10 protein-coding genes are annotated in these 15,852 nt (G+C 67.9%); 4 read left to right on the top strand and 6 right to left on the bottom strand.

Annotation, left to right across the window (positions count from 1 at the left end; translation table 11 throughout):
* Positions 1 to 48: 48 nt before the first annotated feature.
* Positions 49 to 1,812 (bottom strand): cell wall-binding repeat-containing protein, encoded by a 1,764-nt coding sequence (locus ACQ3HE_RS07440; protein ID WP_430891987.1) that lies wholly within the window; start codon positions 1,810 to 1,812, stop codon positions 49 to 51.
* Positions 1,813 to 2,046: 234 nt separating this feature from the next.
* On the opposite strand from ACQ3HE_RS07440, the gene ACQ3HE_RS07445 reads away from it, so the two are divergent.
* Positions 2,047 to 3,477 carry an alanine--tRNA ligase-related protein gene (locus ACQ3HE_RS07445; RefSeq protein ID WP_159877686.1) on the top strand — a complete coding sequence of 477 codons (1,431 nt, stop codon included), beginning with the start codon at positions 2,047 to 2,049 and terminating at the stop codon, positions 3,475 to 3,477.
* 14 nt (positions 3,478 to 3,491) lie between these two features.
* Here ACQ3HE_RS07445 and ACQ3HE_RS07450 read toward each other — a convergent pair whose 3' ends face one another.
* From ACQ3HE_RS07450 to ACQ3HE_RS07470, 5 genes are all read right to left on the bottom strand, one after another.
* Complete coding sequence (locus ACQ3HE_RS07450; RefSeq protein ID WP_430891988.1) at positions 3,492 to 5,543, bottom strand: bifunctional lysylphosphatidylglycerol flippase/synthetase MprF; 2,052 nt, start codon at positions 5,541 to 5,543, stop codon at positions 3,492 to 3,494.
* A gap of 126 nt (positions 5,544 to 5,669) precedes the next feature.
* On the bottom strand, positions 5,670 to 6,845 hold the full coding sequence (locus ACQ3HE_RS07455) for an MFS transporter (RefSeq protein ID WP_430891989.1): 1,176 nt from the start codon (positions 6,843 to 6,845) through the stop codon (positions 5,670 to 5,672).
* Between the two features lie 169 nt (positions 6,846 to 7,014).
* Positions 7,015 to 8,106 carry an AAA family ATPase gene (locus ACQ3HE_RS07460; protein WP_430891990.1) on the bottom strand — a complete coding sequence of 364 codons (1,092 nt, stop codon included), beginning with the start codon at positions 8,104 to 8,106 and terminating at the stop codon, positions 7,015 to 7,017.
* Positions 8,093 to 9,163: a ThiF family adenylyltransferase gene (locus ACQ3HE_RS07465; RefSeq protein ID WP_430891991.1), complete on the bottom strand. Its 1,071-nt coding sequence runs from the start codon at positions 9,161 to 9,163 to the stop codon at positions 8,093 to 8,095. The genes ACQ3HE_RS07460 and ACQ3HE_RS07465 overlap by 14 nt, the downstream gene beginning before the upstream one ends.
* 111 nt (positions 9,164 to 9,274) lie before the next feature.
* Complete coding sequence (locus ACQ3HE_RS07470; RefSeq protein WP_430891992.1) at positions 9,275 to 10,858, bottom strand: PucR family transcriptional regulator ligand-binding domain-containing protein; 1,584 nt, start codon at positions 10,856 to 10,858, stop codon at positions 9,275 to 9,277.
* A gap of 156 nt (positions 10,859 to 11,014) precedes the next feature.
* Here ACQ3HE_RS07470 and gabT point away from each other — a divergent pair, with 156 nt between their 5' ends.
* From gabT to ACQ3HE_RS07485, 3 genes are all read left to right on the top strand, one after another.
* The gene (gabT, locus tag ACQ3HE_RS07475; RefSeq protein WP_430891993.1) at positions 11,015 to 12,379 is read left to right on the top strand and encodes a 4-aminobutyrate--2-oxoglutarate transaminase; all 1,365 of its coding nucleotides are present in this window, start codon (positions 11,015 to 11,017) and stop codon (positions 12,377 to 12,379) included.
* A 183-nt stretch (positions 12,380 to 12,562) separates the two neighbouring features.
* Positions 12,563 to 14,029 (top strand): NAD-dependent succinate-semialdehyde dehydrogenase, encoded by a 1,467-nt coding sequence (locus tag ACQ3HE_RS07480; RefSeq protein ID WP_430891994.1) that lies wholly within the window; start codon positions 12,563 to 12,565, stop codon positions 14,027 to 14,029.
* 264 nt (positions 14,030 to 14,293) lie between these two features.
* Entirely contained in the window at positions 14,294 to 15,652 is a 1,359-nt protein-coding gene (locus tag ACQ3HE_RS07485) for a flavin monoamine oxidase family protein (RefSeq protein ID WP_430891995.1), read from the top strand.
* Positions 15,653 to 15,852 lie beyond the last annotated feature (200 nt).

A 15,852-nucleotide genomic window follows, 5' to 3' on the forward strand; every position in this document is an offset into this window, starting at 1 on the left:
GCGTGACCGCTGCCGCTGCCGGAGCACCGGGCGGCACCCCGCGCTGCGTCAGCAGGAGAGCAGACGACCGACGTTCTCGTTGAGGACGCTCACTCCGCCGAGCAACGTGACGTTCGACGCGTTGGCCCGGAGGACCGCGTTCGTCGTCGGAGGGATGCAGTACTGCCTGGAGAGGTAGAGCGGCGCGTGTTTCAGGGCGGCGAGGGCGCCACCCGTGAGTGCATCGGCGAAGTCGCTCCCGGTGGCCAGGTAGAACGTCGCGGGCGAGGAGTCCTTGAAGAACTCCGAGTTGATGACCACCGCGGTCTCGAACCGGTCGGACCCCGCCAGTCGGATGACGTTCCCGGCTCCCTCCTGGCTCCCGATGCCGTCCGCGATGCCCTGCGACACCGACACCGTGCCTCCCGCGATGTAGACGCTCTTCACGTCCATGGCGGCCAGACGACCGAGCGTGGCGGCGTCGGCGGTCGGTGCGGTGCCGTCGACGAGCAGCATGGGCCCTGCGTCGGAGATCGCCGCCGCCCCGGTGAGCGCATCGGCGAAGCTGAGTCCGGTGGCGATGAACGCCTTGTCGGCTGCCGGGAAGACCTCGCTCGCGACCGCCAACGAGGTCGCGAAGCGGTCGTCGCCCGCGTACCGCACGACGGGTGCGACGGTACTGAGCTGCGCGAGCGCCGCTGCCGAGACGGCTTGTTCACCGCCGACGACCTTGATGGTCTTCGGCTTGAGACGACGCAGCTCGGTCATCACCGCCTCGGGTACGGCGTCGGCGAGGGTGAGCAGCACCGGGCCGTTCTCCTTGGCCGCTGCAGGCGCTGCCGACAGGGCGTCCGGCGCGGAGAGCGCGTTGGCCACGTAGGCGACGCCGGCGTTCCCGCTGGGGAACGCTCGTTGCGACACGGCGACGGCGGTGCCGAAGCGATCGGAGCCGGCCAGCCGGTCGACCGGGGCCCAACCGTTCCGGGTGAACGTGTCGGCCTTCGCGAGGTTCACGTCCACGGCACCGGAGAACCCGGCCACCACGCCGCGGCTCGAGTACTGCCACATCGACCAGTCGGACCAGTTCCGGGTCAGCTGCGGCGAACCGTTCGGCGCCCCGTTGTTCGAGCCCCACACCGCAACCCACAACGGGTGGCCGGCGTTCGCGACCGCACTCCAATCGCCGTTGTTGACCGCGTTCTGGTTGAGGTAGATGAGCACCTTGAGGCCGGGGTAGCTCTGCTGCACACGCTGGATCCACTCCATGGCCTGCGCGGGCGTGTACGCCGCGACGCCGTCGATGGCCTCAATGTCGAGCGCGACGACCTCGCCGATGCGGATGTCGCTCTGTGCGACGAAGTAGTCCGCCGCGGCTGTCGGCGTGAGACCGTTCTTGTCGCCGTTCATCCAGTAGTGACCCACGAGGAGTCCTGCGGCTCGCGCACGGGCGAGTTGCGCACGGTAGGCGGGCGCGACGTAGGGGCTGTCCGAGGCGTTCCCGCCGCCCATCTTGATGATCGTGAACTGCCCACCCGCCGCCTTGAACGCCTGGAGGTCGATGTTGGTCTGCGACGTGGCGATGTCGATACCGAAGAGCTGGCCGTCGGCGCGGGCCGGGACGCTCGCCTCACCGAGGGGCGCGGGCGCCACTCTGCGCTGCTGTTCCTCCGCTCGAAGCTCGGCTCCCATGCCGTCCTCGACGGCGACCGGTTCGCCCGACGGGGTGTCGCTGTCGGCTGACGCCGCGGGCGCGATGCCGACCGATGTGGCGAGCAGCGCCATCACCACCGCCGAGAGCACGCCAGCCGATCGGGACCGCCAGAATTTCGTCATCGCCTCACCAAACATCCTTCGTCGTCTCCGGGCTCCGTGTCGGCCCGCGGGCCGCTTGGAGGGGCCGCATTTCGTACATTATGGTCCGAGCGGCTCGCCGGGGGCCGCATTCCAGGACGATCGGGGCGTCGAGACCCCCTCGCGGCGTGACGGCCGGTGACCCGCGACCGCAGTGGCCCAGGTCGCCGCGCCGACCGGCTTCCCCTCGGGCCCGAAAGCTGGAATCGTGTCGGCATGGACGCCCACGAGATCCGCAACGCCTACCTCGACTTCCTCGAACGGAACGGCCACGCGCTGATCAAACGGGCACCGCTCGTCCCGCGGGGCGACACGAGCACCCTGTTCAACGGCAGCGGCATGCAGGCACTCCTGCCGTACCTCCTCGGTGAGGAGCACCCCGACGGGCGGCGGCTGACCGACAGCCAGCCGTGCGTCCGTGCCCAGGACATCGAGGACGTCGGCGACAACCGACACACCACCTTCTTCGAGATGCTCGGCAACTGGTCGCTCGGCGACTACTTCAAGGAGACGCAGATCCGGCAGTTCTTCACCTTCCTGGTCGACATCGTCGGGCTGGATCCGGAGCGGATCTCCGTCACCTGCTTCATCGGCGATCCCGCGAACGGCATCCCACGCGACGACGAGGCCGCGTCGATCTGGGCGTCCGTGTTCGCCGAACGCGGGGTCTCCAACGGGATCGCGGAGATCGGCTCCCAGGCCGACGGCGACGCGCGCGGGGTGCGGCCCGGAGAGCGGATCTTCTTCTACGACGGCGGCGAGAACTGGTGGTCCCGCGGCGGGTCACTCGAGGGCACCCCGATCGGCGACCCGTGCGGCCCCGACAGCGAGGTGTTCTACGACTTCGGCCCCGAGTTCCAGGATCCGTCCTACGGCCTCGCGCATCCCGCGAGCGACGGCGGACGGTTCATGGAGATCGGCAACCAGGTGTTCATGCAGTACCGCCGACGCGAGGACGGCTCGTTCGAGGAACTCGCCAGACGCAACGTGGACTTCGGTGGCGGCCTCGAACGCATCGCCGCCGCGTCGATCGACTCCGACGACGTCTTCCGCATCTCGCTCCTGTGGCCCATCGTCGAGCGACTCCAGGAGCTCACCGGGAAACGCTACGAGGACGAGACCGCCGCCATGCGCATCATCGCCGACCACCTGCGGGGTGCGACCTTCCTGGCCGTGGACGGCGTGCGTCCGTCGAACAAGGAGCAGGGCTACGTCATGCGGCGGCTGCTCCGACGGGCGATCCGGCTCGCACTCTCGCTCGACCTCCACGAGAATTTCTTCGGTGAGATCGTGCCCGTCATCGCCGGCTTGTACGCCGACGACTACCCGGAGGTGGCCGCCGCCCGCGACGAGGTCGTCGCCGTCCTCGTCAAGGAGGAGCAGTCGTTCCGACGCACGCTGGGCGCAGGCCTCCAGATGGTCCAGGGGTACGCCGGGCGGGTCATGACGGGACACGACGTGTTCCGACTGTCGGATACGAACGGCTTCCCGAAGGAGCTGACCATCGAGGAGGCCGGGCGCCTCGGCATCGAGGTCGCTTCCGGCTGGGAGGCGGAGTTCGCCGCCGCGCTCGCGGAGCAGCGTGCGCGGTCCCGCGGGGCGACGCACCTCGGCGCCGCCGGCCTCCCGGGCGGCGACACCGCCTGAGGGTCGGCCTCCGCTCAGTCGCGCTTGAGCATGTCGATCCCGGCGCCGGCGAACTGGCGGAGCGTCGCGTCCGGCAGGAACGCGCGGGTGAGCGCCGCGGCGATCCGCGTGAGGTCGCCCTCGTCGCGGTACAGGAGGTAGATCGGCTCAGATCGGGGGTTGAACTTCTGCTTGAACCGGTGGAGGGACGAGAAGCCGTACACCGGCTCCAGGATGCCGCTGAGCTGACCCAGCAGGTGCGCGATGCGCCCCTCGTCGTCCTCCACCCGGTGCGCGAGCGGCGCGCCCGAGAGCGAGAGGATCTGCGCGCCCTCCTCGGCGAAGACCTTGGCCGAGGAGGCGATGAGGAACTCCATGACCGAACCGAAGCCCTCTTCGCGTCGCCGCATGAGGTCGAGCGTCCACCCGCGGTGCTCGCCGTCGGGGCCGAAGACCGGAAGCCAGCTGAGGAAGCCGTCGACGTCGCCGTCCGGTGAGATCGCGAGTGCCAGACGGACCTCGGGGTCGTCGGCCTCCTGCAGGGTCCCGAGGGTGAACCGCATCTCCGGCAGACCCTTGTCGCCGACCCAGCCCTCGGAGATGGCGCGGATCTGCTGTCGGACGCCCCAGGTCTCGGCGGCGTAGGTGCTCATCCGGAAGACCATCCCCTCGCGCTCGGCCTTGTTGAGCGCCGTGCGGATGTTCGACCAGGCCTTGCCGGTGAACGCGAGACCCGGGAGGTCGACGATCGTGTCGTCGGCGATGATGAGGTCGCGCCATCCCTCGGGCATCGCGTCCTTCGTCGCCCGGCTGGAACTGAAGAAGCACGGGATGAGGGAGTCACGCTCGGCCGCCTGGACGAACTCCGCGACGCTCGCCCGCAGGTGCTCCGGTGGACCGAGCGGGTCGGCGAGCACGATCGCGACACCGGCGTGCTTCTGGTACGGCACGAGGCCCACCGAGGTGCGGAAGTACTCCATGCCGTCCCACGTGGCCATCCAGGAGAGCGAGCCGCCGCCCTCGGTCCGGATGAGCGCGCGGGCGTCGTCCGCCGACGGCAGGTCCTGCTGTTGCTTCCGCGCGACGCCGAGCTGCCGGCGTCGGTGGGACGAGAACGCACTGCGGGTCGCGACGAGGTAGACGAGGAAGGCGAGCCAGAGCACCGACGTCGCCAGGAACACGTCGGTGTCGCCCCAGTCGATCGGGAGCTCGGCGGGGTCCAACGGAGACAGCGCCAGGTACAGGACCGCGACCAGGACGTTGAGGATCGCCCAGACGACACTCAGCACCCATGCCCACCGGCGACCGAGCCGCAGGCCGTTGGCGACCAGGATGATCACGACCGTGTCGATCGCGACGTCGAGCCACGGCCCCTCCGCCGGAGCGGTCGGACCGAACGGGCCGTTGGTCGGCACGAGCAGGGCGACGATCTGGACGACACCGAGGGCCACGCTCGTCGTGAACGCGAGCAGTCGACGCTCGCGCACGCTGGCCCGCTGGATGCGGAAGGAACGGTTCACCGCGAGGACGAAGAGCACCGCGAAGGCGTGCTCGAGGTCCGCGAGCGAGCCGATGAAGAGGACCCCGATCGCGGCGTAGGACGCGACGATGATCCAGCCCCGCTGCCGCCACGGTGAGGCGAAGAGCGACACACACGCGGCGAAGCACGCCATCGTCCCGCCGGAGGGACCGACGTCGAGCATCCCGGCGAGGCTCGTCGCCCACGGCCAGGGCAGCTGACTCGCGGCCCAGAGGAACCCGGCGGTGGCGAGGACGGCGACGAGCTGACCGGCGGCGAAGGTGATGAGCGCCACCTTCGATCCCCGCCACCACTCCAGCAGGCCGACCCAGGCGAACCCGATCACCGCGAACACGTAGGCCCACGGCTCCACGACGAGGAACGTCCCGGTGACGGGGGTCCACCAGCGCCCGGCCTCGAAGGCGGGCAGGCCGTAGGCGACCGCGTCCCACCACGGTTGCGCCGCGGTCGACTCCCAGAGGCCACGCCCGACGACCCCGACGACGAGGACGACCAGCACCAGGGCGATCGTGACCGGCACCCGGCCGACCACCGTTCGTATCCTCATGCGCGCTGCCCCCTTCGTGGTTCCACGGAGCACACGCGCGCCGTGCGGTCGAGGCTACAGAACGGCCGCGCGGGACCGCAACGCATCGCCGTCCGGCAGGCTGACCAGCGCGAGCCAGAGCAGATGTCACCGAGTGTGGTCCGGCTCCGTCGAGCGGAGTGCACGGCGCCGCAGATTCCGGGCGACCATCGACCCGGTCAGCAATGCGACTGACGCGACCGCACAGACGATCAGGCTGATGCCGAGGAGCATTCCCGGGGTGAACACCTGCAGTCCGAGCAGGCTTAGACCGAGCATCAGGAACGCACCGATGGTGTTGCCCGTGCCCATGAGGGCGTTCATGGAGGACAGCAACGCTGCAGGCGCGCGCGTTTGCAGCGAGAACACCAGCGAATTCGAGTACAGGAACAGCGGGAAGGGCAGGATGACGACGAGGAGGACGCGAATCAGGCTGTCGAATGCGACGATTCCACAACCGATGAGGGCGATCAGGCACAGCAGCGCAGGACTCATCCAGGTCCGGTGAGGTAGGCGTCTCCACGCGGCGTTCGCGGCGATGTTGACGCACTGGAAGAGCACGAAGATCAGTCCGAACCATGCAGCGGTCAGGCCTGAATCGAGAAAGACCATCTGCCACATCTGAAAGAACGGCGTGAATGCCAACTGCGTCAGGGCGACGAGGAGGACCGCTGACACGATGTAACGATCCTCTCGTAGCGATGCGAGAAGTCGTGGCGGCGGCTCCATTCTGGATCGGCGAACCACTGCTGTTTCCGGCAGGCAGAATGCACCCCAGACTGCCGAACCGACGAACAACGCGACCGACAGGACGTACACGTCGGACGCGACAAGCGGATACAGCACTGTCGTCGCACTGGCGCTAGCGATCGTGGCGCAGAGCACCACATTCCGATCGACGACGAAGAACCTGCGGAACGCTTGGTCATCCTCGCGGAGCAAGGTTGCGAAATGGATGTCCATCGTCGAGCCGTTGAGTGCCATGCCCACGGCGTAGATCGCCCAGGCGCTGCACATGGCTGCGAGCCCGTCGCCGCACCAGATGATGCTGTATGCCACGCCGACGACGAGGATCGATAGCACGTACAGGCGCTTGCGCGAGTACCTGTCAGCGAGCAGTCCAGCCGGGAACTGGGTCACCGTGAGAACGACCATGTAGATCAGCTGCGTCCAGATGATCGTGTCGAACTGGAGGCCTTTCTCCAACAAGATCGGCGTCAGCACCGCCTGCGGAAGCACACGACCGATAGTGAAGCCGGCACTCACGCCGAAGTACGCACTCATACGCACGCGAAGGTCCCTCTCCATGACGGGAACGGGCGGAGCAGCCAGGAGCGACCGCTCCGCCCACCCGTGATTTACGGCGTTGAAGCGTTGTTACGCATGGCGGTCACAGTCTGCGCGTCGGTTGCCACGATCGCGAACGCACCTGCAACCAGCTGAGTGTCGTTGTTCATCCTTCACCTCCTCTCCTGTGCTGTCCTGAAGAAGGATCTCGACAGGCTCGGAACTCCTCGTAGCTCGACGAGATCGATTTGAAAAGCGCGCTCGTTTCAATTCCGGACGCCCCGTGTACGCGGATCCAGGCCTCTCCGTGCTCCAGGAAATCGAGCATCGCGTCGACCCGACTTGTATCGGATCTGATGACGTCCACAAACTCGATGATTGCGTCGAAGCTGGACTTGAGCGGGACCAGTTCGAGGGAGGTGGACAGGTAATCGGTAAACACGGTACGAAGCTGTTCGCGGGTGAGGCTCTTGAGATGCAGGACGGAGAATCGTCGATGGAACGCGGGGTCGGCTATGACGAACGGGAGCTCGAGCGTCGTGGTCGCTCCGATGACGCGAAAGTGAGGGTCGACGAGATATGGCTTGAGTACGTCGAGCGCGCTGATCGATCCTTCTGCGACACCCATCCGAGCGAGCGCATGGATTTCGTCGATGAACATGACGGATCCCGTCGCCAGGGCATAGCGATACAGATCGCGGAGGCGTTCCTCGAGTTCTCCTCGGTGCTTCGTCCCGCCTACGAGCGCACCAGAGTCGACTCGCCAGAATGGTCCGAGTTCCGGACGCGATTCTGCGATCAACTCCACGAGCGCCGTCTTTCCGCTTCCGGCGGGCCCACAAACCAGGAGGTTGTTCCTCGTCCTCTTCGAGAGGACAATCTCTGCGGCGGCGAGCTCCGAGGTGCGTGCAGCTGACCCGCGCCACGGAATCATCGGCTGTAAGAATTGCGGACGTTGCGCCTGCTTCTCGTCGTTACCGGACCACACCGAACTGCGGCCGCCGACCTGCTCCAACCGCTCGATGAGGCAGCCGAACTCCGCACCAAGCTCGGGTAGCCTCTTCAGGAATTCACCTACCGTCTTAGCCTCATCGAGAATACGTCGTAGTGCCGGCCCATCCGATGCGTAGCGGCGTGCATCTACCGTCGCAAGATCGAGGTCAATAAATCCCCGCTTCTTGAGAACGCTCAGCGCCTCGTAGGTGTTCTCGGCAGATCGGACGGCAACTGGAAGAGCCTCCGAGTTAGTCGATCTCATGGACGGTCACGGACCAATCGGCGGTATCAAGGTTGACCACGCGGTCCTGAACAAATGGACGAGCATAGCCGGTGATAAACTTGACGATTTCAATCATCGCCATTTTTGCGGCGATTCCGTTGTAAGGCTCCATGATGTTCGCGGTGAATTGTGCGTTCACCGCCTGTACGAGCACATTGTCTGTTCTAATTATGGTACTGGGGAACGCATCAGAGTAGCTCTTGGTGATGCCCGGGATGACGAGTGGTCCGACTGAGGCGTGCGAGAAATCATGAGGACTGCAGACGAGAAAAGGAACACCTGCCGACTGGCTGGCACGGTCCACAATATATGTGATCTCTCCTCGCGGTTGATCGGCGCAGAGGACCAACAAATCGATTGCCCCGTTGAGGGATTTGGCTGTCTCGACCACCTCGACCATGGATTGATCATCCGTGATCTCGCAGTCGACAGCATGAATCGATGCACTAGGGGCTCTACGAGTGAGTTCCGAAACAGCCACATCAAGCTTGCGCCGCCCAATGTCTGCCTCCGTATACAACACTTGACGCGATGTGTTGCTGAGCTCCACCGAGTCGAAGTCGACGATAGATATCCGGCCGATACCGATCATGGCGGAAGCAGATGCCACATAGCCTCCGACACCACCAACACCGACGATGAGTACGTGTGCATTCACAAGCCGGCGGTGCAGGTCCACTGCCGCATCATCATCGATGCCGCTGAGGTTGGTGAAGTTTCTGATCTGCCTGTCCCACTTGCCGAGACTCTCGGCGACTATGCGATCCGTCAGAGCCACGGACTTCAACAGGTTGTGAGCACGAGCGAAGGAGAGAACCTCTCGCACCCGTTCCTCGGTATAGGCGTCTGCCAGCACTGCGGCGATCTCTGATTCGTTGCGAGCGGCATTGACCGCACCGAGGACAGCGAGGAGAAGAGCGTAGTCGCCGCGGACAGTGAAGGGCTCAGCGTCCGCGACATGGAGCGCAAGTCCGTCATCGGTTTCAGCGACCATGAGCGAGTAGTTCAGCCGCAAAGGGAGCTCTTGTCCAGTCATATTTTAAATATATGTGGATCTTAGTTGGTCGTCAACTCAAATTTCGAAACGAATCGGAGCCCGCTCGCAGGCCACGCCTGGCCACGGCGGGCGAACGAGGATCGGTGCGCGTCAGCGTGGAATGACCGAACCGGAGGCTCCCAGGCTGACCAGCGCGAGCCAGAGTTCGGCCCGAGCGGCGAAGGTGTCGAGGGGTCGCCCGAGCACCTGTTCGACCCGGGTGATGCGGTTGCGGAGTGTGTGTCGATGGATCCCGAGTCGCCGCGCGGCGGGCTCCCACTGCCCGTTCGCCTCGAGCCAGCCGCGGAGGCTCGGCACGAGGTCGGAGCCCTCATCGCGGTCGACGCGGAGCACGGGCTCGAGCAGTTCCTCGGCCACGGCGGCGGCGCGGACGGGGTCGAGCAACCCTGCCATCCCCGCTGCGGCGAGCGCCCCGAACCGTACGACGGCCTCGCCGGCGGAGACGGCGTGCTCGTGTGCGGAGACCGCCTGCTCGATCCCCGTCGTCAGTTCAGCGAGCGCGACGGCTCGGGAGAGGCCGAGCCGCCGAGCGGGGGCCGCCGCGATCACCGCCTCGACCGCCCGATCGACGTCCGTCTCGGTGTCCACCTCGGCCGCTGCGAGGAGGAGGACGGGCCGTCCGTCCTGCTCGGCGACGAAGAGCGAACCTGGACTGAGCGTCTCGGCCCGTTCCAGCTCGGTGAGGAGTGCCTCGCGTGCCTCGGTCGGCCCGGAGCAGACGCCGACGCGAACCGCTCCGGTCGGCAACGGCGTACCGAGCTGTTCGGCGACCTCACGCGCCGCGGTGGTCTGTCCGGCGCGGAGCAGCTGCCAGACGCCGGTGCGCAGCGAGCGCCCAGCCCGTCCGAGCGCGCCGCCCTGCTCGAGGGTGAGCCCGGCGATGGCGACGACGGAGGTGACGACGCTCTGGGCTGCGGCGTCCAGGGGGCCGTCGGTCCCGGCGATGGCGAGGACACCCCGGAGGTCCCCACGCCGACCGAGGGTCTGGAGCGAGACCGTGCGGGTGCGGCTCGCGAGCGTCGCACCCGACCGCTGCCCGCGGCTGAGGAGCATGGTGGCCTCGCCGGCCACCCGCTCCAGGAGGCGCTCGGTCTCGGGACCGGCGGTGGGCCCGTCGCCCGCGATCGCCACCGGGGTCGCATGCGCGTCGAAGAGCACGACCCAGGCACCGAGCGACCGCGCGAGTTCGGTGACGACGGCGGCCGTCGTGTCGGGGCGGAGCGCGGCGAACGCGATGGCGCGCTGGGCACCCAGGGCCCAGGCGTCCCTCGCCCGCGCCGCCTCGGTGAGGAGGTCGGCCGCGTACCGGATGACGGCGATGAACGGCGTGCGGTACGGGACCTCGATGAGCGGCATCCCGTGCGCCGCGCAGGCCTCGGCGAGTTCCGGCGGCGTCCCTGCCGTGATCACCTCGGTGCCGAACCCCAGTCCGGCGACACCGGCGTCGGCGAGACGGGCGACGTACGCCTCGACCTGCGTCGTCGACACCGCGGTCCCGAACTGCGTGCCCGTCGTGAGCAGCACCTGGTCGGCGAGGAGGAACGGCGTGGGGTCCGGCAGGTCCGACCCGGAGACCCAGGCGACCTGCCGGTCGAGCGCACCCTCGGACCCCGCCACCACGAGCTTCAGGCCGAGCGCACGGTGGTCGAGGAGGTCCTGCAGCGTCGGTGCCATGGCGCGAGTCTACGCATGGTTGCCGGATCGTCCAACAAACACCGTTTGCATGGACAGACTGTCGACTGCCACGGCGCGAGCCGCTGCCTAGCCTGGGTGCACTGCTCGCGGACGACCTCGGCGCCCCCGCCGGACGCGGCAGCCGAAGGAGTACCGATGACGAGCAGCACCGCAGCCCCCGCGCCCTCCATCCTCGGCGGACCCTCGCTCCCCCAGGAACGTCGCCTCGTCACCGCCATCCCCGGACCGATCTCCGAGGAACTCATTGCCCGGAAGCACGCTGCGGTCGCATCCGGCGTCGGCACGACGATGCCGGTCTTCGCGGCCGGCGCGGGTGGTGGCGTCCTCGTCGACGTCGACGGCAACTCCCTGATCGACCTCGGGTCCGGCATCGCCGTGACCGGCGTGGGCAACAGCAACCCGCGCGTCGTCGAGGCCGTCACCCGACAGCTGCAGGAGTTCACCCACACCTGCTTCACCATCACCCCCTACGACTCCTACGTCGAGGTCGCCGAGGCGCTCAACCGCCTCACCCCCGGCGACCACGCCAAGCGCACGGCACTGTTCAACTCGGGCGCCGAAGCGGTCGAGAACGCGGTGAAGATCGCCCGCAGCCACACGAAGAAGCAGGCGGTCGTCGCCTTCGACCACGCGTACCACGGCCGCACTAACCTGACAATGGCCCTGACCGCGAAGTCAATGCCCTACAAGAGCGGCTTCGGCCCCTTCGCCTCCGAGGTGTACCGCGCGCCACTGTCCTACCCCTTCCGTGACGGCGGGCTCACCGGTCCCGAAGCGGCGCAGCGCGCGATCACCCAGATCGAGAAGCAGATCGGCGCAGACAACCTCGCGGCGATCATCATCGAACCCATCCAGGGCGAGGGCGGCTTCATCGTCCCGGCGGACGGCTTCCTGCCGACCCTGCTCGACTGGGCCCGCGCGAACGACGTCGTCTTCATCGCCGACGAGGTGCAGACCGGCTTCGCCCGCACGGGTGCGATGTTCGCGTCCGAGCACTTCGACATCGTGCCCGACCTCATCATCACCGCCAAGGGCATCGCAGGCGGCCTGCCACTCTCCGCCGTCACCGGACGCGCGGAGATCATGGACGCCCCGCACGCCGGCGGCCTCGGCGGCACCTACGGCGGCAACCCACTCGCCTGTGTCGCTGCCCTTGCGGCGATCGAAGCGTACGAGGAGGAGGACCTCGCAGCCTCGGCCCGGGCGATCGAAACCCGTATCCTCGACCGCTTCACCGCGGCACAGGCCTCCGACCCCCGCATCGGCGACATCCGCGGGCGCGGCGCCATGATGGCGGTCGAGTTCGTCGACCCAGCCACCGGCGAGCCCGACGCCGCCCTCACAGCACGCGTCGCGAAGGCCGCCCACCAGGCCGGGGTGATCGTCCTCACCTGCGGCACCTACGGCAACGTGGTCCGCTTCCTCCCGCCGCTGACCATCCCCCTCGAGCTGCTCGACGAAGGACTCGACGTCGTCCTCGAGGCGCTCGCCGCGAACTGACGCCACGCCCGCCGGTTCCGCCCTTCGACAAGCTCAGGAACCGCCTGTCGAAGGGCAGGGACCGAGGCGGCCCCGCCCTTCGACAAGCTCAGGGACCGATGTGGTCGTCCCCGAGCTTGTCGAGGGGCATGCACGCTGAAACACTGTGACCGACGGCACCGACACCACCAAGGAGCTCCACCCATGACCGACGCACGTGAAACCGATCTGCTCGCCAAGGTCCCGAACGGCCTGTTCATCGGAGGCGTCTGGCGCGACGCGACGGAGGGCGCGACGCTCGACGTGAGCGACCCGTCCACCGGCGACGTCATCAAGACGATCGCCGACGCCTCGGTCGCCGACGGCACGGCGGCCCTCGACGCCGCGGTCGCAGCCCAGGACGAGTGGGCGGCGACCGCTCCCCGCACCCGTTCGAACATCCTCCGGAAGGCCTTCGACCTCCTCCAGGAGCGCCGCGAGGAGTTCGCCCTCCTCATGACGCTCGAGATGGGCAAGCCGCTCGCCGAGGCGAACGGCGAGGTGACCTACGGTGGTGAGTTCCTCCGCTGGTTCTCCGAGGAGGCCGTCCGCATCTCCGGACGCTACGGGTCGAACCCCGAGGGCACCGGCATGATGACCGTCTCGCAGCACCCCGTCGGTCCGTGTTTCCTCATCACCCCGTGGAACTTCCCCCTCGCGATGGCGACCCGCAAGATCGCCCCGGCGCTCGCCGCCGGCTGCACGGTCGTCGTCAAGCCCGCCGAGCTCACGCCGCTCACGACCCTGTACTTCGTGAAGCTGCTCGAGGACGCCGGGCTCCCCGCCGGCGTCGTGAACGTCATCACCACCTCCAGCTCCTCCGCAGTGTCCGGCCCGATCATCGCCGACCCGCGGCTCCGTAAGCTGAGCTTCACGGGCTCGACGGCCGTCGGTCAGAAGCTCATCGAGCAGTCCGCGAAGAACGTCCTCCGCACCTCGATGGAGCTCGGCGGCAACGCCCCGTTCGTGGTGTTCGAGGACGCCGACCTCGACAAGGCCGTGGAGGGCGCGATGGCCGCCAAGTTCCGCAACATCGGACAGGCGTGCACCGCGGCGAACCGCTTCATCGTCCACCGCGACGTCGCGGACGAGTTCGCGAAGCGCGTCACCGAGAAGGTCAACGCATTCCGCATCGGTCGTGGCACCGAGGACGGCGTGACGATCGGCCCGCTCATCGACGACCGAGCGGTCACGAAGGCGAAGACCCTCGTGGGCGACGCCGTCGAGCGCGGCGCCAAGGTCCTCACCGGCGGCGAGGCCGTCGACGGACCGGGCACCTTCTTCCAGCCGACGGTCGTCACCGGGGTCGTGCCGGGGTCCGACATCCTCCGCGAGGAGATCTTCGGCCCGGTCCTCGCGATCGTGCCGTTCGACGACGAGGACGAGGCCGTGCGGCTCGCGAACGACACCGAGTACGGGCTCGTCTCCTACGTGTTCACCACCGACCTCGCCCGCGGACAGCGCATGATCGGCCGTCTGCAGACCGGCATGATGGGCCTCAACGTCGGCGTCATCTCGAACGCCGCCGCACCGTTCGGCGGTGTCAAGCAGTCGGGCATCGGACGCGAGGGCGGGCTCGAGGGCATCCACGAATACCTGTACACGAAGTACACCATGACGCCCATCGGCTGACCCGCCTCGGTCGACACAACGGAAACCGTCGCCGATCGCCGATACGACCGGCGACCTCGCCATCCCCGGTTCCATCCGACCGCCGGATCCGCCATACTCGACTATCGGCGCCGGTCCCGAGCACCAGCCGACACCCGCACCACCCGGCCCCGAGCACCACCCGGTCACCCGAGCACCACCCCGGTCACCCGAGCACCACCCGGTCCCCCGAGCACCACCCCGGTCCCTGAGCTTGTCGAAGGGCCACGAACAGGAAGACACCTCATGAGCGCTATCGAACGCGACGTCGTCATCATCGGCGCCGGGGCCTCCGGGCTCACGGCCGCCACGAAGCTCCGCGCGGCGGGCCTGTCCGTCGCCGTCCTCGAGGCGCGCGACCGCGTCGGTGGTCGACTTTGGACGAACCACATCGACGGAGCCATGCTCGAGCTGGGCGGCCAGTGGGTCTCCCCCGACCAGACCGCCCTGCTCGCCACGCTCGAGGAGCTCGGGCTCGACACCTACTCCCGCTACCGCGAGGGTGACAGCGTCTACGTCAACGCCGAGGGCGTGCGCACCCGCTTCACGGGCGACATCTTCCCCGTCGCCGAGTCGACCGCAGCCGAGATGGAGCGACTCATCACCCTCCTCGACGAGCTCGTCGAGGAGGTCGGCGTCACCGAGCCGTGGGCGCACGCCCGGGCGAAGGAGTACGACCGCATCTCGTGGAGCGCCTGGCTCGCCGACCAGACGGACGACGTCGAGGCGCGCGACAACATCGCCCTCTTCATCGCCGCCGCGATGCTCACGAAGCCCTCCCACTCCTTCTCGCTCCTGCAGGCGCTCCTCATGGCGGCGTCCGCCGGCAGCTTCACCCACCTCGTCGAGGCCGACTTCATCCTCGACAAGCGCGTCGTCGGCGGCCTGCAGCAGGTCCCGATCAAGCTCGCCGAGGCCCTCGGCGACGACGTCCACCTGTCCTCGCCCGTGCGTCGCCTCGAGTGGTCCGACGCCGGCGTCTCGGCCGAGGCGGACAGCGTGACGGTCAACGCGCGGTACGCGATCGTCGCCGTCCCGCCGAACCTCTACTCCCGCATCGACTTCCAGCCGCCGCTGCCGCGCCTCAGCCACCAGATGCACCAGCACATGTCGCTCGGGCTCGTCATCAAGGTCCACGCCGTGTACGAGACGCCGTTCTGGCGCGAGGACGGCCTCTCGGCCACCGCGTTCAGCCCGTACGAGCTCGTCCACGAGGCCTACGACAACACGAACCACGAGGACCCGCGCGGCACGCTCGTCGGGTTCGTCTCGGACGAGCGCGCCGACGAGGTCTTCAAGCTGAGCGCGGAGGAGCGTCGCGAGCGGATCCTCACCTCGCTGTCCCACTACTACGGCGAGCAGGCCCTCTCCCCCGTCGTCTACTACGAGAGCGACTGGGGTAGCGAGGAGTGGACGCGAGGCGCGTACGCGGCGAGCTTCGACCTCGGTGGACTCTCGCGCTACGGCGCCATGCAGTCGACGCCGGTGGGCCCGATCTACTGGTCGACGAGCGACCTCGCCGCCGAGGGATACCAGCACGTCGACGGCGCGATCCGCAAGGGCGCCGACACCGCGGAGGCGATCATCGCCCGCCACCAGGCGTAAGCGCCTCCCGGTTCCTGAGCCTGTCGAAGGGCCTCGGTCCCCGCCCTTCGACAAGCTCAGGAACCGCGTGTCGAAGGGTGCTCCGCTCCCCGCCCACCGCCTCCGGTCCCTGAGCTTGTCGAAGGGCCACCCCCGTCGATACCCTGCACCAACGAAACACCCGCACACCGCCGTGCATCCTGGTCCCGGTCCCTGAGCTT

The organism is Plantibacter auratus (assembly GCF_050587365.1).
Classification (GTDB): domain Bacteria; phylum Actinomycetota; class Actinomycetes; order Actinomycetales; family Microbacteriaceae; genus Plantibacter; species Plantibacter auratus.